The following is an 18,365-nucleotide window of genomic DNA, read 5'->3' on the forward strand; positions in this document are numbered from 1 at the left end:
ATGGTCGGCCGACTACGAGGATGTGTTCCATGACGCGCAAAGCCCCCACGGACGACTTCGACGACTCGGGCCTTGAGATCTCGGAACCGAAGACGTGGGCGGCCGGCGTTCCGGGGGTCACGGCCGCGCTGCGGCAGTCGTACGAGCAGATGGGCGTGCGGCGGACGGCGCTGACGCTGCTGCGCGTCAACCAGAAGCAGGGCTTCGACTGCCCGGGCTGCGCCTGGCCGGAGGGCGACCACCGGCACATCGCGGAGTTCTGCGAGAACGGGGCGAAGGCCGTCGCGGAGGAGGCGACGACGCGGCGCGTCACCCGGGAGTTCTTCGCCGAGCACACCGTCGCCGAGCTGGCCGGGCGGTCCGACCACTGGCTCGGGCAGCAGGGGCGGCTGACCGAGCCGATGCTGAAGCGCGCCGGTTCCGAGCACTACGAGCCGGTGTCGTGGGACGAGGCGATCGGCCTGCTGGCGTCCGAGCTGGGCGCGCTGGAGTCGCCGGACGAGGCCGTCTTCTACACCTCGGGCCGGACGAGCAACGAGGCCGCGTTCGCCTACCAGCTGTTCGCCCGCGCGTTCGGCACCAACAACCTGCCGGACTGCAGCAACATGTGCCACGAGTCGTCCGGGTCCGCGCTGAGCGAGACCATCGGCATCGGCAAGGGCTCGGTGCTGCTGGACGACCTCTACCAGGCCGATCTCATCTTCGTCGTCGGCCAGAACCCGGGGACGAACCACCCGCGCATGCTGTCGGCGCTGGAGCGGGCGAAGAAGGAGGGCGCCCGCGTCGTCGCCGTCAACCCGCTGCCCGAGGCCGGGCTGATGCGGTTCAAGAACCCGCAGCGCCCGTCCGGGGTGACCGGTCAGGGAACGATGCTCGCCGACCGGTTCCTGCAGATCCGGCTGAACGGCGACCTCGCGCTGTTCCAGGCGCTGAACCGGATGCTGCTGGAGTCGGACGCGCCGGACGCCCTCGACCGCGGGTTCCTCGACGCCCACGCGCACGGTTTCGACGCCTTCCAGAAGCACGTCCTCGGCCTGGACTGGGACGACGTGCTGGAGGCGACCGGCCTGACCCGGGGCGAGATCGCCGCGACGCTCGACGACGTCCTCGCCGCGAAGCGGATCATCGTCTGCTGGGCGATGGGCCTCACCCAGCACCGCAACTCGGTCCCGACGATCCGCGAGGTCGTCAACTTCCTGCTGCTGCGCGGCAACATCGGCCGTCCCGGCGCGGGCGTCTGCCCGGTGCGCGGCCACTCCAACGTGCAGGGCGACCGGACGATGGGCATCTGGGAGAAGCCGAAGCCCGCCTTCCTCGACGCCCTGGCCGCCGAGTTCGGGTTCGAGCCGCCGCGCGAGCACGGGGTGGACACCGTGGACGCGATCCGCGCCATGCGGGACGGCAAGGCCAGGGTGTTCCTCGGCATGGGCGGCAACTTCGTCCGCGCCACCCCCGACTCCGCCGTGACCGAGGCGGCGCTGAAGAACTGCCGGCTCACCGCCCAGATCTCCACGAAGCTCAACCGCTCGCACGCGGTGACCGGTGAGCTGGCGCTGATCCTGCCGACGCTCGGCCGCACCGAACGCGACGAGCAGGAGACCGGGCCGCAGTTCGTGTCCGTCGAGGACTCGATGGGCATGGTGCACGCCTCCCGCGGCCGCCTGGCCCCGGCGTCGGAGCACCTGGTGTCGGAGGTCGCGATCGTCTGCCGGCTCGCGCGGGCCGCGCTGCCGGACGCGGGCATCGACTGGGCGGCGATGGAGCGCGACTACGACGTGATCCGCGACCACGTCTCGCGGGTCGTCCCCGGATTCGCCGCCTACAACGCCCGCGTCCGCGAGCCGGGCGGCTTCACCCTCCCGCACGCGCCCCGCGACGAGCGCAGGTTCCCGACCGCGACCGGCAAGGCCAACCTGACGGTGAACGAGCTGGAGGTCCTGCGGGTCCCGGAAGGGCGGCTGCTGCTGCAGACCGTCCGGAGCCACGACCAGTACAACACCACCATCTATGGGCTGGACGACCGGTACCGCGGCATCAAGGCGGGACGCCGCGTCGTGTTCGTCAACCCGGCCGACCTGTCCGGGCTCGGGATCGCCGACGGCGCCATGGTCGACCTCGTCTCCGAGTGGTCGGACGGCGCCGAGCGCCGCGCCCCCGCCTTCCGCGTCGTCTCGTACCCGACCGCGCCGGGCTGTACGGCCGCGTACTTTCCGGAGACGAACGTCCTGGTTCCGCTCGACAGCACCGCCGAGGTCAGCAACACCCCGACGTCCAAGTCCGTCGTCGTCCGCCTGGAACCGGCGTCCGCGGAGGCGTAGGCCATCCGGTCGCCCGGAGCACGGCGGCGGTCTAGGCTCGATCCATGACGAACCTCCCCGAGCATGCCGGGACGCCCGGAGCGCCGGAGATGCGGGCCGGCGACGCCGACCGCGAGCGGGTCGCGCAGGTCCTGCGGGACGCCGCCGGCGAGGGGCGGCTGACGCTCGCCGAGCTGGACGAGCGGCTGGACGCGGTCTACGCGGCCAAGACCTACGCCGATCTGGAGCCGATCACCCGCGACCTGCCGGCGGCGGGCACGGCGGCGCCGCCGGTGCCGGCGACCGGGGCGGACTGGCGGCCGGTCGAGGGCGCGCCGTCCTGGCGGATCGGCATCGGGATCATGAGCGGGTTCCAGCGCTCGGGCGTGTGGAACGTGCCGCGCAGGTTCAGCGCGTTCGCGTTCTGGGGCGGCGGGAAGATCGACCTGCGCGAGGCCCGGTTCGACGAGGGCCAGGTGACGATCCGGGCGCTGGCGATCATGGGCGGGTTCGAGATCATCGTGCCGGACGACATCACCGTGCACGTCAAGGGCCTCGGGATCATGGGCGGGTTCGACCAGCGGGCGAGCGGGCCGGGCGTGCCCGGCTCCCCCACGGTCGTCGTGAAGGGCCTGGCGTTCTGGGGCGGCGTCGGCGTCAAGCGCCGCAGGTCCAGCCGGCAGAAGAAGCGCCGGAAGGAACTGGACTCCGACTAGCCGGCACTGGAGACCGGCTGGGCGGCGAGGCGGTCGAGCCACTCGCCGAGCAGGGCCGCCTCGGGGCCCGTCAGATCGGGCGGCGGAGCGGCGGCCAGCGCGCCCCGCAGCGCGGCCGCCCTCAGTGCCACCGCGTCGGTGAGCGGGGACGCGTCGGGCGGAACGGTGACGGCCGCGAGGACCGCCTCCCGTGTCCGGACCGAGGTCTCCCGGTCCGCCTCCTCACCGGCGGGGTTCGCGATGAGCGTGAGGGTGACGCCGGTTCCCGCGGAGTGGAGGACGCGCGCGGCGGTCTCGACCGGCACGCGGAGGCGGCCCGCGCGCGCGACGGCCTCGACCAGCCCGAGCAGGAGGTCGTGCGCCTCCTTCGCGGCGGCCGGGGTGCGCGCCGTCCCGTACATCAGCGTGTAGAACGCCGGGTGGGTGACGCCGTACTCGACGTGCAGGTCCCAGCCGCGGCGCAGGTCCTCGACCGGGTCGCCGGTGGTGCCCTGCGCGCGCTTGCTCGCCAGGTACTCCTCGAACCCGTGCGCCGCGACCGCGTCGAACAGGCCCTGCTTGTCGCCGAAGTGGTGGTAGAGGGTCGGCGCCCCGACGCCCGCGGCGGCGCACACGGCCCGCGTCGAGACGGGCTCGCCGTTCGCCTCGGTGAGCAGCCGCGCCGCCGCGCGCAGGATCCGGTCCCGGGTGGCGAGGTCCTTCTGAGCTGTCACAACAACGATGTTACAGAAATTTCCGAATCATCGCTATGCGAACGGCGTGTAGCGTGACTATAGTCCTGCTTATACCAACGCTATGGACGGCCGCGGGCCGTCACGAGACATGAGAGGGGGCGCCGCCATGCGCAGCGCCGTTCTTTCCGCACCCGGCAAGCCGCTGGAGATCGTCGAGCGTGAGGTGCCCGAACCGGGCCCCGGCGAGATCCTCGTCAAGGTCACCGCCTGCGGGATGTGCTACTCCGAGGTCAACCACCTGCGGGGCCACTACCCGTTCGGGACGTTCCCCGCCGTCCCCGGGCACGAGATCAGCGGTGTCGTCGCCGCGCTCGGCGAGGGCGTCGGGTGGCCCGAGGTCGGCACCCCGGTCGGCGCCGGATGGATCCACGGGTCGTGCGGGCACTGCGACCAGTGCGTGCGGGGCGACCAGATCCTGTGCACCGGGGCGCGCAAGCAGGTCAACGGCGTCACCACCGACGGCGGCTACGCCGAGTACTTCGTGGGCAGCGCCGGTTTCGTCACCCCGCTGCCGGACGGCCTCGACCCGGTCGCGGGCGCGCCGCTGATGTGCGCCGGGATCACCGCGTTCAACGGGCTCCGGCAGGCCGGCGCCGCCGCCGGCTCGAAGGTCGCCGTGCTCGGCACCGGCGGCGTCGGGACGATGGCTCTCCGGTTCGCCGCCGCCATGGGCGCCCGTGTCGCCGTGGTGTCCCGGTCGCGCCGCGCCGAGAAGGAGGCGCTGGACGCCGGCGCCGAACTGTTCGTCGCGACCGCCGAGCAGGATCCGGCCGAGGCGCTGCGGGCGTGGGGCGGCGCGGATCTGGTGGTGAACACCGCGCCCGACACCGCGACCGGCCTCGCCGCGTTCGGCGGCCTGCGCCCGGACGGCACCCTGCTCTACCTCGGCATGGGCGCCGAGAACGTGAGCGTGCCGCCGGCGGCGCTCGTCATGAACCGGCTGCGGGTGATGGGAGTGCCGTCCGGTTCCCCGCACGACCTGCGCGACACGCTCGCGTTCGCGACGGCGCACGGGATCGTCCCCGAGGTCAGGCCCGTCACGCTGGACGAGGCCCCGCAAGTCCTCGCCGCGATGGACGAGGGCACCAGCCGGGGCCGCGCCGTCATCACCTTCGCGTGAAGGGCGTCCAGGGGCCCGCCCGCTCGTAGGCGGCGCAGGCGGCCATGACCAGGGCGTCGGCATGCCGGGCGCCGACGACCTGAAGGCCGATGGGCAGGCCGCCGGAGGTGAAGCCGCACGGCAGGCTCGCCGCCGGCTGCTGGGTCATGTTGAACGGGTAGGTGAACGGGGTCCAGCTCGTCCAGCGCGGGGACGGGGACCCAGGCGGAACCTCCAGACCGGCCTCGAACGGGGCGATCGGCATCGTCGGGGTGAGGAGCAGGTCGTACCGCTCGTGGAACAGGCCCATGATGCGGCCGAGCTCCATGCGGCGGGCCGTGGCGGTGAGGTACTCGACGGCCGAGTACCGCGCGCCCTGCTCGCAGATCTCCTGCAGCCCCGGATCGAGCCGCGCGAACTCCTCCGGCGACAGGTGCTCGACGACCTTGGCGGCCCCGGCGAACCACAGGACCTCGAACTCCTCCACCGGGTCGCCGCCGAAGCCGGGGTCGGCCTGCTCGACCTTCGCGCCCAGCTCGGTGAAGACCTCGGCGGCGGCCGCCACGGACGCCGCGATCTCCGGATCGACCCGCGCGAACCCGAGATCGGGGCTGAACGCGACGCGGAGCCCGGTCAGGTCGTCCGGCCCGCCCTCGTGGAACGGCACGTCCGGCGGCGGCAGCGCCGACCAGTCGCGGCCGTCGGCGCCGCAGACCGCGTCGAGCAGCAGCGCCGCGTCCGCCACGGTGTTCGTCATCGGGCCGATGTGCGCGAGCGTGCCGAACGGGCTCGCCGGGTAGTGCGGGATGCGGCCGTACGTCGGCTTGAGCGTGAAGGTGCCGGTGAACGCGGCGGGGATGCGCACCGAGCCGCCGCCGTCGGTGCCGAGGGCGAGCGGCGCCATGCCCGCCGCGACGGCCGCCGCGGCACCGCCGCTCGACCCGCCCGGCGTGCGGGACGTGTCCCACGGGTTGCGGGTGACGCCGGTGAGCGGGTTGTCCGTGACGCCCTTCCAAGCGAACTCGGGCGTGGTCGTCTTGCCGGCGAACACCGCGCCCTGCTCGCGGAGGCGGGCGACGGACGGCGAGTCCTCGTCCCACGAGCGGTCCGGGTCGATCGTCGTGGAGCCGCGCAGCGTCGGCCAGCCGCGGGTGAGCAGCACGTCCTTGATGGAGACGGGCACGCCGTCCAGCGGCCCGAGGGTCGCGCCGCGGCGCCACCGGTCCGCCGCCCCGCGGGCCATGTCGAGCGTGGTCTCCTCGTCGACGAGGCAGAACGCGTTGAGCTCCGGGTCGTCCCGCCTGATCCGGGCCAGGACGGCCTCGGCGGCCTCGACCGGGGAGAGCGTCCCGGCCTCGTACGCCGCACGCAGTTCGGTCGCGGTCAGATCGGCCGCGTCACTCATGGCTACCCCCTCTGATTCGAACCCGCCCGCGGACCCGACCCGACATAGCCGAGCCGCTTGTCCACGACGTTGCGCAGGTGACGGCCGGACACATAGCGGCCGAGGTTGTCGGCGAACAGCCGGACCAGCTCGTCGCGCCAGCCGATCACGTCGCCGGACATGTGCGGGGAGACGATCACGTTCGGCATCTCCCAGAGGGGCGAGGACGGCGGCAGCGGCTCGTCCTCGAAGACGTCGAGCGCGGCGCCCGCGATCCGGCCGGCGCGCAACGCCTCGACCAGGTCGGGTTCGGCCACCAGCGCGCCGCGTCCCACGTTGATCAGCCGCGCGGACGGCCGCATCCGGGCCAGCGTCACGGCGTCGACCATGCCGCGGGTCTGCGGGGTGAGCGGCGCGGCGAGCACGACGTAGTCGGCCTCGGCGAGCACCTCGTCCAGCCGCTCGATCGAGTGGACGACGCCGAAGTCGGGGTCGGCGTCGCGGGCGGTGCGGCCGGCGCCGGCGACGGCGAGCCCGGCCGCGGACAGCCGGCGCCCGATCGCGCGCCCGATCGGCCCGGTGCCGACGACGAGCGCGCGGGCACCGGTGATCCGCTCGGTCTCGCGGTGCAGCCAGCGCCGCTCGCCCTGCAACCGGAGGGTGGTGTGCAGGTCCTTGGCGAAGGCGATCACCAGCCCGAGGACGTACTCGGCGATGGGCTCGTCGAACACCCCTCGCGAGTTGGTGATAACCGTCTCACTTTCGACGAGGCCGGGGAACATCAGCCGGTCGACGCCGGCGCTCGCGATGTGCACCCAGGCCGGGCCCCCCTCGGACGGCCACGCGGCGGCGACCGCGTCCGACAGGAAGTCCCACATGAACAGGGCGTCGGCGCCCGGAAGCGCCTCGGCCAGCTCTGTTTCGCGTACATAACGGAGGCGCGCGAGGCGTTCGGCCTCGGCCATGCCGCGCGGCTGGACGTCCCCGACCAGCACCACCACGTCGGGCCGCCCTTCGCGGGCGTGCTGAACAGACTCCATGGGTGTCACTTCCGGGGTGTGCGGAGTTTACGAGATGGCAACTCGGGGAGGCATTGACACGCTAGAAAGCGTTCGTAGGATTGTCAACAATCAGCGCGGTGCACCGCGGCCCCGGTCACCGCACTGGAACGTGTGCTGCAAGACCGTCGCAACCTGCCCAGCATGGCCAGGACGGATCCCAGAGCGCTCTGACTAAGCCCCTCCGGGGGTGTGGGGGTGCGCCCTCGCAAACATGGAGAGTCCTTTCGGGTGGCGACGCTCTCGCCCACCCCTGTGCACGGGGAGGTCCAGCATGCCCAAGCTCATGACCATCACTCTGGAGCACCGCGGCGTCTCGTGCGTCGCGGAACTGCTGGAGAAGGACGCGCCGCGGACCTGCGAAGCGGTCTGGCGCTCCTTGCCTCTCGGGGGCGACGCGTACCACGCCAAGTACGCGCGCAACGAGGTGTACACGATGGTCGAACGGTTCTCCGAGGAAGAGGTCGGCCTGGAGAACACCACCGTCACCCCCATCCCGGGCGACGTCGTCTACTTCTCCTTCACCGGCGGGATGCTCGACCGGAAGTTCAAGGAGGAGAAGAACATCCACGGGTTGCCCGGCGTCATCGACCTCGCCATCTTCTACGGCCGCAACAACCTGCTGCTGAACGGCGACGTCGGCTGGGTGCCCGGCAACGTGTACGCGACGATCGTCGACGGACTCGACCGGATGGCGGAGGCGTGCAACGACGTCTGGCGATCCGGCGGCGTCGGTGAGCGTCTCGTCTACGCGCGTGCCGAGTCCTAGAGCGGTGGGCACACAGATGACATTCGACCCCACGCTGGTCGTCGGCCCCGAGCTGCTCGCGCAGCACGGCATCGGCGTGGTCGCGCCGTTCGACTTCGCGCTCGACCGTGAGTTGTGGCGCTGGACGCCCGACGACGTGTCGCTGTTCATGACCCGGCTGCCGTACGTCCCGGTGCCGGTCACGGTCGAGATGGCCTCCGCGCTGTCCGACCAGTCCATCGTCCGGCAGGCGACCCGGGACGTCCTCGCCCCCGAGCCGCTCGCGGTCGCCTACGCCTGCGCGTCCGGCAGCTTCATCCGCGGCAAGGCGGGCGAGCTGGAGCTGCACCAGTCCATGACCGCGGCGGGGGCGCCGGTGTCGACGACGACCTCGGGCGCGCTCGTGGAGTCGCTCCGGCTGCTCGGCGTGTCGCGCATCGCGGTCGTCACGCCGTACATCGACGCGGTCACCGAGCGGCTCGTGTCCTTCCTCGGCGAGTACGGCATCGAGGTGGTGTCGTCGGTCGGGATGGGGCTGCTCAGCCACATCTGGAAGGTCGGGTACGGCGAGATCGTGTCGGCGGTGTCGACGGTGGACGCCCCGGAGGCCGAGGCCGTCTTCATCAGCTGCACGAACGTCCCGACGTACGACATCATCGCGCCGCTCGAGCAGATGATCGGCAAGCCGGTGCTGACCGCCAACCAGGTGACGATGTGCTCGGCGCTGCGCGCGATGGGCCGCTCCGCGGCCGGTCCCGGGCAGTCGCTGGTGCAGCTCGCCCCGACCACGGCGGCCTGACCGCCATGATCCGCGAAGGTAGGGTTGACGGCGACATGCCGCATAACAGGTTGAGCGCCGGGTTCCTGTACCCCGGCTACAGCGCCGAGGACGAGTATCCGGCCATCGAGCGCGCCCTCGGCGGCGTCAGCCTGCCGGTCGTCCACACGCTGATGCGCGAGGACGCGCACCGCGTCGACGCGCTGCTCGACATCGGCGGCGCCGACGTGCTGGGCGAAGGCGCCCGCACGCTGCGCGCCATGGGTGTGAAGGCCGCCGTGTGGGCGTGCACCAGCGGAAGCTTCGTGTTCGGCTGGGACGGTGCGGCGCAGCAGGTCGCGGGCGTGCGGGAGGCCGCGGGCGTGCCCGCGTCCAGCACGTCGTTCGCGTTCGTGCACGCGGCGCGGGCGCTCGGCGTGACGCGGGTCGCGGTCGCCGCGACCTATCCGTCCGACGTCGCCGAGCGGTTCGTCGCGTTCCTCGGCCACGCCGGCATCGAGGTGGTGGCGCTGTCCTGCCGGGGCATCGTCACCGCCGCCGAGGTCGGCACCCTCGGGCGCGACGAGGTGCTCGCGTTCGTCGCGGCCAACGACCATCCGGACGCCGAGGCGGTGCTGGTGCCCGACACCGCGCTGCACACCGTGTCCTGGCTCGACGAGCTGGAGGCGCGCGTCGGCAAGCCGGTGCTGACCGCCAACCAGGTGAGCGTGTGGGAGGGGCTGCGACTCGCGTCCGGCCCGGGGGGACTCCCGCCGCGCACCGGGCTGGGCCGGCTGTTCGCCGTCCCGGCCACCGTCCCCGCCGGTCCCGCCGAACATGGGGCCGAGCAGGGACGACATACCTGACAGCTATGACGAAAGGGGCCCGGGCATGGGCCGGTTGGGTGAGCTGGAACCTGTCCCCCGCAAGTCGACCGTCGAGATCGTCTCGGACGAGCTGCGCTCGGCGATCATGTACGGATCGCTGGAGCCCGGCGCGCAGCTCGGCGAGGCCGAACTCGCCGCGCGCCTCGGCATCAGCCGCGGCCCGCTCCGCGAGGCGATGCAGCGGCTGGTCCAGGAGGGGCTGCTCGTCAGCGAGCCGCACCGCGGCCTGTTCGTGATCACGCTGGACGAGGGGGACGTCGAGGACGTCTACCTCGCCCGGCTCGCGATCGAGCGCGAGGCATGCCAGCTGATCATGGAGCGGAACCGGGGCGAGGCGGTGGCCCGGCTCACCGAGGCCCTGGAGGCGCTGGTCGAGGCGGCGCGCGAGCGGGACCGCGTCGCCATGAGCGACGCCGACCAGGCGTTCCACGAGGTGCTGGTCAGCTCGTCCGGCAGTCCCCGGCTGGAGCGGATGGCGCACACGCTGCTGGTGGAGACCCGCATGTGCCTGAACGCGCTGCAGGACACCTACCCCGAGCCCGCCGACCTCGTCGAGGAGCACCGCCGGCTCGTCGACGCGATCGGGGACGGGGAGGAGGAGCGGCTGCTGACCCTCATCGAGGAGCACATGACCGACTCCATCGACCGGCTCCGCGTGTCTTAACCAGGGCCCCTGGACATCCGAGTCCCGGGGCACATAGATTGCAGATTGTCGACAATCTACCGGAGGGATGCATGGCTACGCTGTCACCCCTGCTGAAGCAGGCCACCCCCGTCCTCGCCGAGCGCGGCGAGGGCGTGTACCTGTACGACGCCGACGGCCGCCGGCACCTGGACTTCACCGCGGGCATCGGCGTCACCAACACCGGCCACTGCCACCCGCGCGTGGTCGAGGCCGCGCAGAAGCAGGTCGGGACGCTGATCCACGGGCAGTACACGACGGTCATGCACCGGCCGCTGCTGCGGCTCGTCGAAGCGCTCGGCGAGGTCCTTCCCGACGGCCTGGACTCGCTGTTCTTCCTCAACAGCGGCAGCGAGGCCGTCGAGGCGTCCATCCGGCTGGCCCGGCACGCGACCGGGCGGCAGAACATCGTCGTCTTCCACGGCTCCTTCCACGGCCGGACGATGGGCGCCGCCGCGCTCACCACGGCGGGCACGAAGTTCCGCGCCGGCATCGGCCCGCTGATGCCGGGCGCCGCCATCGCCCCGTTCCCGCAGGCGTTCCGGTACGGCTGGCCGGAGGAGGAGGCCACCCGGTTCGCGCTGCGCGAACTCGACTACCTGCTCGCCACCGCCAGCCCCGCGTCCGACACCGCCGCGTTCATCGTCGAGCCCGTGCTCGGCGAGGGCGGCTACATCCCGGCGCCGCCCGCGTTCCTGGAGGGGCTGCGGGAGCGCGCCGACCGGCACGGCATCCTGCTGATCATGGACGAGGTGCAGACCGGGTTCGGGCGGACCGGCCGGTTCTGGGGGCACGAGCACTCGGCGGCGCGTCCGGACGTGCTGATCACCGCGAAGGGGCTGGCCAGCGGGTTCCCGCTGTCGGCGATCGCGGCGCCGACGGCGCTGATGGAGAAGGCCCGCCCGGGGTCGCAGGGCGGGACGTACGGCGGCAACGCCGTCTCGTGCGCCGCCGCGCTCGCCACCCTCCAGGTCATCGCCGACGAGGACCTCGTCGGCAACGCGGCCCGGCAGGGCGCGCGGCTGAACGACGGGCTCCGCAAGGTCGCCGCCGACCATCCGGAGATCGGCGACGTGCGCGGCCTCGGGCTGATGCAGGCCGGCGAGTTCACCACGCCGGACGGCGAGCCCGACGCCGCCGCCGCGGCACGGGCGCACAAGGCGGCCGCGGAGCGCGGGCTCCTGCTGCTGACCTGCGGCGCCTACGGCAACGTCGTCCGGATGATCCCGCCGCTGATCGTCACCGGGGAGCAGATCGACGACGCGCTCGGCATCTGGTCGCACGCCGTGGCGGACGCGGTCGGCTGACCTGAGGCACGGCGAGCGGCGCCCGGTGGTGCAAGGACGAGGCCACCGGGCGCCGCCGTCATCGGGCGAGGTCAGCCGAGCGGGTTGCCGCAGTCGATGGGCCAGTACGGCCCCCAGATGTCGAGCGAGTTCAGCACGAACTTGATCATCACCGGGTCGAAGGCGATGCCGACGTGCGCGTTGGTGTCGTTCGCGCACTTGTCCTGCAAGAGCACGTTCTGAGCGTTCGAGCCGTTGAGGAACTCCGAGGTGTAGGGCGTGACGACCTCGTCGTACTTGGTGGACAGCACGATGTAGGTGGGGCCGGGCACGGTGTCGCCGCCCTCGTTCAGTTTCGTCAGGAAGTCCGAGCCGACGATCTGCTGCCCCGCGGCGGGCGCGGCCTTCACGACCGCCTGCGTGATGCCGAGCAGGCTGCCGAGCTCGACCAGCCCCGACATGTTGGTGCCGTGGTTGGACGGGACGACCCCGACGAGCTTGCCCACCTTCGCGGCCCCGCCGAGGAACTTCAGGTAGTACCGCGGCATCATGCCGCCCTGCGAATGCCCGACGATGTCGACCTTGGACGACCCGGTCGAGGCGATCACCCTGTCGACGAAGGCCGACAGTTCCCCGGCCGACGTGGGAATGTCGTTGATCCCCTGGATGGGGCCGTCCTTCGGGCCGCCGTAATTGAGGGCGTAGACGCAGTATCCGGCCTTCTTCAGCGCCGGGGAGAGCTTCTGCCAGTTGAACGCCATGTTCTCGAACGTGCCGTGCACGAGCACCACCGGACGCGGGTGGAGGAACGAGGGCCTGCAGTTCCAGTCGTTCGCCCCTTCGGGGCTCGTCTCGGCGTGCGCGGCGGGCGCGACCATTCCGGCCATGCCGGACGCGGCGGAAAACGTCGCGGCGATGACCGCCCATGAACGGAGCCGTCTGAAACGCATGTGCATCTCCCTAATGCGGGCACGACGAAAAGGCCGGGCGTCCGGCATTTCGATTCGTCGTGGTCGGGGTGGAGTGCCCACAAGGTACGGCCGCTTTCCGGCGCGGTCTTGTGCGACGACCGCCGGTTACCCCGGGGAAATTGTCAGGCGTCTCACAATCGGCTCGGCCGGCACACCGCTCGACCTGCGCGTTCAGTCACGGGTGAGCCCGTCGACGAGCGCGCGCAGCCCGTCGAGGTAGGTGTCCTGGGCTGTCAGCGTCGCCCAGCGGCCCGACAGGGACGCCAACCTCGGCAGCGCCACCGGGTCGAGGTCGGCGAAGATCCGGTCGCGGTGGGTGGGCCGGTCGTCGCGGGCCCGCCTGCGGGCGGAGGCGGCCCGCACGAGCATCTCCCCGGCCGTGTAGTACCAGACCGCCCGGTAGCCGTGGACGGCCTGCTCGATGGTGAGACCGCACTCCATCAGGGCGTCCACGATCCGCTCGTTGTACCAGAGCGCCTCCTCCGCCATCAGGTCGTCGGCGGTGAGCAACTCCACGATCCAGGGCACGCCCGCCAGCGTCTCGCGGATGGCCGCGGCCAGGACGACGACGCGCTCGCGCGGGTCGGACGGGAGGTCGGGCCTGTGCAGCGTCCGCGCGGCGTAATCGTTCACCAGCAGCAGGAGGAGGTCCTCCTTGTCGCGAACGTGGTGGTAGAGCGCCATCGGGGTGCTGCCGACCTCCGTGGCCAGCCGCCGCATCGTCAGCTTGCCGACGCCCTCCTCGTCCACGATCCGGCGGGCGGTCTCGATGATCTCCGTGCGGGAGATGCGGGGCGGCCTGCCACCGCCCCGCCGCTCTGGGGACGCCATCCCCTCATCATCGCCCATGCCCGCGACGCGGGCTGGACAGCCGGACGAAAGTCCGGGTACGTTTTTATACATGTATAAAAACTCCAGACCCGGGATTGTGCTGGCGGCCGCGTCCGTCGCCCAGTTCGTCGTCGCCCTGGACATGGCGGTGGTCAACGTCGCCCTGCCCGCGATCCGGACGTCCCTCGGCTTCGCCCCGGTCGACCTGGCCTGGGTCGTGCACGTCTACGCGCTCACCTTCGGCGGGTTCCTGCTGCTCGGCGGACGGGCGGGCGACCTGTACGGACGGCGCCGGCTGTTCGTCCTCGGCCTCGCGCTCTTCGGTCTCTGCTCGCTCGCCGGCGGTCTGGCCCAGGCGCCCTGGCAGCTCGTCGCCGCCCGCGCCGGGCAGGGCCTCGGCGCCGCGGCCGTCGCCCCGGCCGCCCTCGCCCTGCTGACGACCACGTTCGATGGCCGCGCCCGCGTCCGGGCGCTCGGCGTCTGGAGCGCGGTGAACGCGGCGGGCGGGGCGCTCGGCGTCCTCGCCGGCGGGATCCTGACCGAGTACGCGGGCTGGCGCTGGGTGATGCTGATCAATCTGCCCATCGTCGCGGCCGCACTGGCGCTCGTCCCGGCCGGAATCCCCGCGCAGGCGCGTTCCGCGGCACGGGAGCGGATGGACGTGCTCGGCGCGGTGCTCGCCACCGGCGGCATCGGGCTGCTGGTCTTCGGCGTCGTCCGCACCGACACCCGCGGCTGGACGTCCGCGGCGACGATCGGCACCCTCGCCACGGCGTTGACCATTCTCGCGGCGTTCGTCTTCGTCGAGTCCAGGTCACCCGCCCCGCTCGTCCGCCTCGGCCTCCTGCGCGGACGCTGGGTGGCCGGCGCGAACCTGATCGTGTTCCTCGCCGCCGCGGGCCAGTTCGCCGCCTTCTACTTCGTGTCCCTCTACCTGCAGGAGATCCTGCACATGGGGGCGGCCGCGACGGGCGCCGCGTTCCTGCCCTTCTCCGCCGGGCTGGTGGCCGGATCCGTGGTCGCCACCCGCGTCACCTCGGCCCGCTCGCCGCGCGCGTCCCTGATCCCGGGCGGCCTGCTCGCCGCCGCGGGCCTCGGCTGGTTCGCGCTCATCAGTCCCGGCGGCGGCTTCCTCACCGACGTCCTCGGCCCGTCCCTGCTGTGCAGCGTCGGCACCGGTCTCGTCCTCGCCCCGGTCGCCGTCGCCGCCACCACCGGCGTCGCGCCCGGCGAGGCGGGGATGGCCTCGGGCCTGCTCAACAGCTCCCGCCAGCTCGGCGGCTGCATCGGCCTGGCGGCCCTGGCCACCGTCGCCGCCCACCACACCGGCGACGCCACGACCGAATCCGCCCTCAACAACGGCTACGCCCTGGCCCTCACCATCTCCGCGACCCTCTTCCTCCTGGCGACCACGGCCGCCGTCACCCTCCCCCGCACCCTGCCCCGCGGCCCCCGTCAGGAGCCGCGCCCCGTCGGCCGGGAGAATTCACAAAAGAACACATCACCACAACCGTGATGAGATTTCTGTCTGGTTTAGACTCGCAAACCGTGAAAAGTCGACCACTTTCTGTGATCGGCGAACACGACCTTGACCACGTCGCTAACTTTCCGTGTCGGGGAGCGGGACCGACCGTGAAAAGGAGAGAATGACGTGACGGTGACCCGAGAGCAGTTCATCGACCTGGAGGTGCGAGTGTCGAACCTGGAGACCTGGGCCGGTCCCGGCCAGTCGAGGGCTCTCAGTGACGGTCTGAGGGCCCTCCGCACGGACGTCACGCAGATCAAGGGCGACGTCGGCAAGATCCAGAAGACGCTGGAGCAGCACAGCCTCCAGTTCAACAAGATCGGCGCCCGCCTCGACCGGGTGGACGCCCGACTCGACGGCATGGACGAGCGGTTCGACCGCGTCGACGAGCGGTTCGAGCGGGTGGATGCTCGGCTCGGGGCGATTCTGAAGCATCTCGGGGTGCCGGATCCCGGGGTCGGCTGAGAGGCCGAGGGCGCCCGGCGTGTCGTGGTCGCCGGGCGCCCTCGGGGTCAGGCCTGGGCCACCGCGCCTTCCTTGAGGAGGGCGTCGGTGTCGTCGAAGCCCAGGTCGTCCAGGATGGCGCGGGTCTGGCCGCCGGGCAGGACGGGAACGCCGCCGGTCTCGGTGGTGGTGCGGGAGAACCGGGGGGCCGGGGCGGGCTGGCGGTGGCCGGCCAGGTCCGGGAAGACGTCGCGGGACGTGTTGTAGGGGTGTTCGGCGGCCTCCGCCATGGAGAGGACGGGGGCCACGCAGGCGTCGCTCGGAACGAAGATCTCCGTCCACTCGTCGCGGGTCTTCGTCCGGAAGACGGCGGCGAAGCGGTCGCGCATGGCCGGCCATCCGGCGCGGTCGTACTGGGCCGGGAGGTCCTCCTCGTCCAGGCCGGCGAGGCGGAGGAACTCGGCGTAGAACTGGGGCTCGATGGCGCCGACGGCCATGTGCCGGCCGTCGGAGGTCTCGTAGACGTCGTACCAGGGGGCGCCGGTGTCGAGCATGTTGACGCCGCGGCGGTCCTCCCAGATCCCGCCCGCGAGGAAGCCGTGGATGAAGGTGGACAGGTGCGCGGTGCCGTCCACGATGGCGGCGTCGACGACCTGGCCGCGGCCGCTCGTCCGCGATTCCAGCAGGGCGGACAGGACGCCGACGACCAGGTACATGCTGCCGCCCGCGAAGTCGCCGAGCAGGTTCAGCGGGACCTGGGGCGGACCGCCGGCGCGGCCGATGGCGTGCAGGGCGCCGGTGATGGCGATGTAACCGACGTCGTGGCCCGCGGTCTGGGACAGCGGGCCCTCCTGGCCCCAGCCGGTCATCCGGCCGTAGACGAGACGCGGGTTGCGGGCGAGGCAGTCGTCCGGGCCGATGCCGAGGCGCTCGGTCACGCCGGGGCGGAACCCTTCGAGGAGGACGTCGGACTTCTCGACGAGGCGGAGCACGACCTCCTTGCCGCGTTCGCTCTTGAGGTCGATCGCGATCGACCGTTTGCCGCGGTTGGTGAAGTCGGTGCCACCGGTCGTCTCGCCGTCGCGGACGGCCGAGGCGCGGTCCACGCGGATCACGTCGGCGCCGAGGTCGGCCAGCAGCATCGCGGCGAACGGCCCCGGGCCGATCCCGGCCAGCTCGATCACCCGTACTCCGGAGAGCGGCCCCTTGCCCATCTGCGACTCCCTGAATCTCGTTCGGTCCCCACCAGTGTGCCCGATCGAGGTAAGCGGGTGCTGACCGGGCCGTCCTAACGGGCGGTGAGGCGCACGGGACCGTCCGGGGCGCCCGTGGCGACGAGGAGGCGGTTCCGCGTCGTCGGCCGGCGGACGCCGTCCGCATGCGGAACGAGGCCGCGTCCGGCCGCGGCCACGTAGTACCGCCGGCGGGACGGGGCGCGCCACCAGGTCCCGCTCACCGGGCGGCGCGCGTCGCAGGCACCCGTGGCCACGTCCTCCGCCCCGAGCAGCGTCGCGAAGGCCGCCGTGTCACCGCCGGCGTACGTCAGCCGGGTGCAGACCCAGTCGGCGGACGGCCCGCCGTGCGGCAGCCTCCCCGACCAGAAGTCGAACGCCAGCGCCTCGGAGACCGCCGGTGCCGGACGGGGCGTCGCGCAGGCCAGGCGGTTCCAGAACTCCCGGGCGGTCTGGCCGAGGCGTGCCGGGCGGTCGGCGCCCGGCCGGTGGGCCGGCGAGTGGTAGGTGAGGACGGTGCCGCGGGGGCCGCCGAGGTCGCCGACCGTCCGGGAGCCGAGGTGGAAGAGCGGGCCCCGCCCGCAGCCGGTGCCGGGGCGCACGGGCACGGTCACGCCGTCGGACACGGCGAGCCGCTGCCCGGCGAGCGTCTCCGGACGCGTCTCCCAGGGAGCGAGAAGGTAGCGGCCGCCGCCGAGAGCGATCGGGGCGGACGGGTCGGCGCCGGCGGTGACGACGTCCAGGCGACCTGAGGCGTAGCGGGCCAGGAGGCCGCCGCTGCGCATGACGGCGAGGGCCGCGCCGTCGAGGTGCCCGGCGAAGAGCAGCTGCGCGGTGCCGCCGCCGGCGCGGCGGCCGCCGGGCACGGCCGCCCACGCGCCGGCGGCGCGTCCGGTGAACGCCCGGTCGCGGGCGAGGTCGCCGCGGGCGGGCCAGGCGTCGAGGGTGCGGGCGCCGCGCGTCCAGGCGTCCGGCGCCGCCGCGACGAGGCGCAGCACGCGCGCGGACGCCTCGGGCGGCCCGCTCCGCTCGGTCAGGACCAGCGCCGCGGCCAGCGCGACGGTGAGGAGGGCCGCGGTGGCGAGCGGCAGCACGGAGCGGTTGCGGACCGGACGCAGCAGCGCCGGCTCGAACCGGTCCTCACGGCGGAGCGGGGGCACCTCGACGGCCTCGGCGGCGCGGATCGCCGACCAGGGGTCGCGCACCCGCAGCTCGATCAGCTGGTCGCGGACGGCGTAGCGGGGCAGCCCCTCCACGGTCCGCAGCACGTAGGCGAGGCGGACGTGCGGTTCGAGCTTGGACAGCGCCGCCGTCAGCGCGGGATCGGGCAGCCGGGCGGGCAAGGCCCGCAGCCACGGGCCGAGCCCGATCTGGAGGCGGCGGGACGGGCGCAGCGCCCGGCGCAGCACGCGGGTGCGGCGGCGAGCGTGTCCCACGGCGGAGCGGTCGCGGGCGCCGCGCGCGCTGGTGTCCACGATCCGGCGGGCGATCGCCAGCCGGTAGACGCGCTTTCCCCTCCCCGGCAGAACGAAATACGCTATTCGGACAAGGTCGCCATAGGCCGATTTGGCCGGCGGCATTTCCGTCCGCGGATTCGTCATGACATCGTCCGTCACGGCGGGCCACTCCCTCTGGGCCGTTCCTTCGTCGCGAATCCCGAGGTTAGGACGTATCAAGGCGCGCCTGGAGCGGAATTGGCACAAGGATTAACCAG

At 72.6% G+C, this 18,365-nt stretch carries 17 protein-coding genes; 10 read left to right on the forward strand and 7 right to left on the reverse strand.

Features of this window, described 5'->3' with window-relative positions; translation table 11 throughout:
- The first annotated feature begins 29 nt into the window (after positions 1-29).
- Entirely contained in the window at positions 30-2,318 is a 2,289-nt protein-coding gene (locus tag ACQPXG_RS30115) for an FdhF/YdeP family oxidoreductase (RefSeq protein ID WP_433462507.1), read from the forward strand.
- A 44-nt stretch (positions 2,319-2,362) separates the two neighbouring features.
- Entirely contained in the window at positions 2,363-3,013 is a 651-nt protein-coding gene (locus ACQPXG_RS30120; RefSeq protein ID WP_433462508.1) for a DUF1707 SHOCT-like domain-containing protein, read from the forward strand.
- On the opposite strand, the gene ACQPXG_RS30125 is transcribed toward ACQPXG_RS30120, so the two are convergent.
- Complete coding sequence (locus tag ACQPXG_RS30125) at positions 3,010-3,726, reverse strand: TetR/AcrR family transcriptional regulator (protein ID WP_433462509.1); 717 nt, start codon at positions 3,724-3,726, stop codon at positions 3,010-3,012. The genes ACQPXG_RS30120 and ACQPXG_RS30125 overlap by 4 nt on opposite strands.
- Positions 3,727-3,853: 127 nt before the next feature.
- Between ACQPXG_RS30125 and ACQPXG_RS30130 the strand changes: the two genes are divergently transcribed.
- Positions 3,854-4,867 carry an alcohol dehydrogenase catalytic domain-containing protein gene (locus ACQPXG_RS30130; protein ID WP_433462510.1) on the forward strand — a complete coding sequence of 338 codons (1,014 nt, stop codon included), beginning with the start codon at positions 3,854-3,856 and terminating at the stop codon, positions 4,865-4,867.
- On the opposite strand, the gene ACQPXG_RS30135 is transcribed toward ACQPXG_RS30130, so the two are convergent.
- Both ACQPXG_RS30135 and ACQPXG_RS30140 read right to left on the reverse strand, forming a co-directional pair.
- Positions 4,854-6,251 carry an amidase gene (locus ACQPXG_RS30135; RefSeq protein ID WP_433462511.1) on the reverse strand — a complete coding sequence of 466 codons (1,398 nt, stop codon included), beginning with the start codon at positions 6,249-6,251 and terminating at the stop codon, positions 4,854-4,856. The two genes, ACQPXG_RS30130 and ACQPXG_RS30135, sit on opposite strands and share 14 nt — an antisense overlap.
- Positions 6,252-6,253: 2 nt before the next feature.
- Positions 6,254-7,270, reverse strand: coding sequence for a D-2-hydroxyacid dehydrogenase (locus ACQPXG_RS30140; RefSeq protein WP_433462512.1), 1,017 nt, complete (start codon positions 7,268-7,270; stop codon positions 6,254-6,256).
- Positions 7,271-7,574: 304 nt separating this feature from the next.
- Between ACQPXG_RS30140 and ACQPXG_RS30145 the strand changes: the two genes are divergently transcribed.
- The 5 genes from ACQPXG_RS30145 (at position 7,575) to ACQPXG_RS30165 (ending at position 11,669) form a co-directional block, all read left to right on the forward strand.
- Positions 7,575-8,057, forward strand: coding sequence for a DUF3830 family protein (locus tag ACQPXG_RS30145; RefSeq protein WP_433470073.1), 483 nt, complete (start codon positions 7,575-7,577; stop codon positions 8,055-8,057).
- Positions 8,058-8,073: 16 nt separating this feature from the next.
- Positions 8,074-8,835: a maleate cis-trans isomerase family protein gene (locus tag ACQPXG_RS30150; protein ID WP_433462513.1), complete on the forward strand. Its 762-nt coding sequence runs from the start codon at positions 8,074-8,076 to the stop codon at positions 8,833-8,835.
- Positions 8,836-8,870: 35 nt separating this feature from the next.
- The gene (locus ACQPXG_RS30155) at positions 8,871-9,659 is read left to right on the forward strand and encodes a maleate cis-trans isomerase family protein (RefSeq protein WP_433462514.1); all 789 of its coding nucleotides are present in this window, start codon (positions 8,871-8,873) and stop codon (positions 9,657-9,659) included.
- Positions 9,660-9,684: 25 nt separating this feature from the next.
- Positions 9,685-10,344 (forward strand): GntR family transcriptional regulator, encoded by a 660-nt coding sequence (locus ACQPXG_RS30160; RefSeq protein ID WP_433462515.1) that lies wholly within the window; start codon positions 9,685-9,687, stop codon positions 10,342-10,344.
- 71 nt (positions 10,345-10,415) lie between these two features.
- On the forward strand, positions 10,416-11,669 hold the full coding sequence (locus ACQPXG_RS30165; protein ID WP_433462516.1) for an aspartate aminotransferase family protein: 1,254 nt from the start codon (positions 10,416-10,418) through the stop codon (positions 11,667-11,669).
- A gap of 71 nt (positions 11,670-11,740) precedes the next feature.
- Here ACQPXG_RS30165 and ACQPXG_RS30170 read toward each other — a convergent pair whose 3' ends face one another.
- The gene (locus tag ACQPXG_RS30170) at positions 11,741-12,598 is read right to left on the reverse strand and encodes an esterase/lipase family protein (protein WP_433462517.1); all 858 of its coding nucleotides are present in this window, start codon (positions 12,596-12,598) and stop codon (positions 11,741-11,743) included.
- 192 nt (positions 12,599-12,790) lie between these two features.
- Positions 12,791-13,468 (reverse strand): TetR/AcrR family transcriptional regulator, encoded by a 678-nt coding sequence (locus ACQPXG_RS30175; RefSeq protein WP_433462518.1) that lies wholly within the window; start codon positions 13,466-13,468, stop codon positions 12,791-12,793.
- Between the two features lie 52 nt (positions 13,469-13,520).
- On the opposite strand from ACQPXG_RS30175, the gene ACQPXG_RS30180 reads away from it, so the two are divergent.
- Both ACQPXG_RS30180 and ACQPXG_RS30185 read left to right on the forward strand, forming a co-directional pair.
- On the forward strand, positions 13,521-14,966 hold the full coding sequence (locus ACQPXG_RS30180; RefSeq protein WP_433462519.1) for an MFS transporter: 1,446 nt from the start codon (positions 13,521-13,523) through the stop codon (positions 14,964-14,966).
- A 135-nt stretch (positions 14,967-15,101) separates the two neighbouring features.
- A complete protein-coding gene (locus tag ACQPXG_RS30185) occupies positions 15,102-15,440 on the forward strand; it encodes a hypothetical protein (RefSeq protein WP_433462520.1) in 339 nt (112 codons plus the stop codon).
- 47 nt (positions 15,441-15,487) lie between these two features.
- Here ACQPXG_RS30185 and ACQPXG_RS30190 read toward each other — a convergent pair whose 3' ends face one another.
- The gene (locus tag ACQPXG_RS30190) at positions 15,488-16,633 is read right to left on the reverse strand and encodes a CaiB/BaiF CoA transferase family protein (RefSeq protein WP_433462521.1); all 1,146 of its coding nucleotides are present in this window, start codon (positions 16,631-16,633) and stop codon (positions 15,488-15,490) included.
- 74 nt (positions 16,634-16,707) lie between these two features.
- Complete coding sequence (locus ACQPXG_RS30195; RefSeq protein ID WP_433462522.1) at positions 16,708-18,267, reverse strand: hypothetical protein; 1,560 nt, start codon at positions 18,265-18,267, stop codon at positions 16,708-16,710.
- Positions 18,268-18,365 lie beyond the last annotated feature (98 nt).

Source organism: Spirillospora sp. CA-128828, from assembly GCF_050945415.1.
Taxonomy (GTDB): domain Bacteria; phylum Actinomycetota; class Actinomycetes; order Streptosporangiales; family Streptosporangiaceae; genus Spirillospora.

What these genes read in the sequence shown, in the direction of transcription:
- ACQPXG_RS30190 (WP_433462521.1), bottom strand. Translation starts at nt 16,633, where the DNA reads ATGGGCAAGGGGCCGCTCTCCGGAGTACGGGTGATCGAGCTGGCCGGG.
- ACQPXG_RS30120 (WP_433462508.1), top strand. Translation starts at nt 2,363, where the DNA reads ATGACGAACCTCCCCGAGCATGCCGGGACGCCCGGAGCGCCGGAGATG.
- ACQPXG_RS30135 (WP_433462511.1), bottom strand. Translation starts at nt 6,251, where the DNA reads ATGAGTGACGCGGCCGATCTGACCGCGACCGAACTGCGTGCGGCGTAC.
- ACQPXG_RS30115 (WP_433462507.1), top strand. Translation starts at nt 30, where the DNA reads ATGACGCGCAAAGCCCCCACGGACGACTTCGACGACTCGGGCCTTGAG.
- ACQPXG_RS30155 (WP_433462514.1), top strand. Translation starts at nt 8,871, where the DNA reads ATGCCGCATAACAGGTTGAGCGCCGGGTTCCTGTACCCCGGCTACAGC.
- ACQPXG_RS30130 (WP_433462510.1), top strand. Translation starts at nt 3,854, where the DNA reads ATGCGCAGCGCCGTTCTTTCCGCACCCGGCAAGCCGCTGGAGATCGTC.
- ACQPXG_RS30180 (WP_433462519.1), top strand. Translation starts at nt 13,521, where the DNA reads ATGTATAAAAACTCCAGACCCGGGATTGTGCTGGCGGCCGCGTCCGTC.
- ACQPXG_RS30140 (WP_433462512.1), bottom strand. Translation starts at nt 7,270, where the DNA reads ATGGAGTCTGTTCAGCACGCCCGCGAAGGGCGGCCCGACGTGGTGGTG.
- ACQPXG_RS30160 (WP_433462515.1), top strand. Translation starts at nt 9,685, where the DNA reads ATGGGCCGGTTGGGTGAGCTGGAACCTGTCCCCCGCAAGTCGACCGTC.
- ACQPXG_RS30170 (WP_433462517.1), bottom strand. Translation starts at nt 12,598, where the DNA reads ATGCGTTTCAGACGGCTCCGTTCATGGGCGGTCATCGCCGCGACGTTT.
- ACQPXG_RS30175 (WP_433462518.1), bottom strand. Translation starts at nt 13,468, where the DNA reads ATGGGCGATGATGAGGGGATGGCGTCCCCAGAGCGGCGGGGCGGTGGC.
- ACQPXG_RS30150 (WP_433462513.1), top strand. Translation starts at nt 8,074, where the DNA reads ATGACATTCGACCCCACGCTGGTCGTCGGCCCCGAGCTGCTCGCGCAG.
- ACQPXG_RS30145 (WP_433470073.1), top strand. Translation starts at nt 7,575, where the DNA reads ATGACCATCACTCTGGAGCACCGCGGCGTCTCGTGCGTCGCGGAACTG.
- ACQPXG_RS30165 (WP_433462516.1), top strand. Translation starts at nt 10,416, where the DNA reads ATGGCTACGCTGTCACCCCTGCTGAAGCAGGCCACCCCCGTCCTCGCC.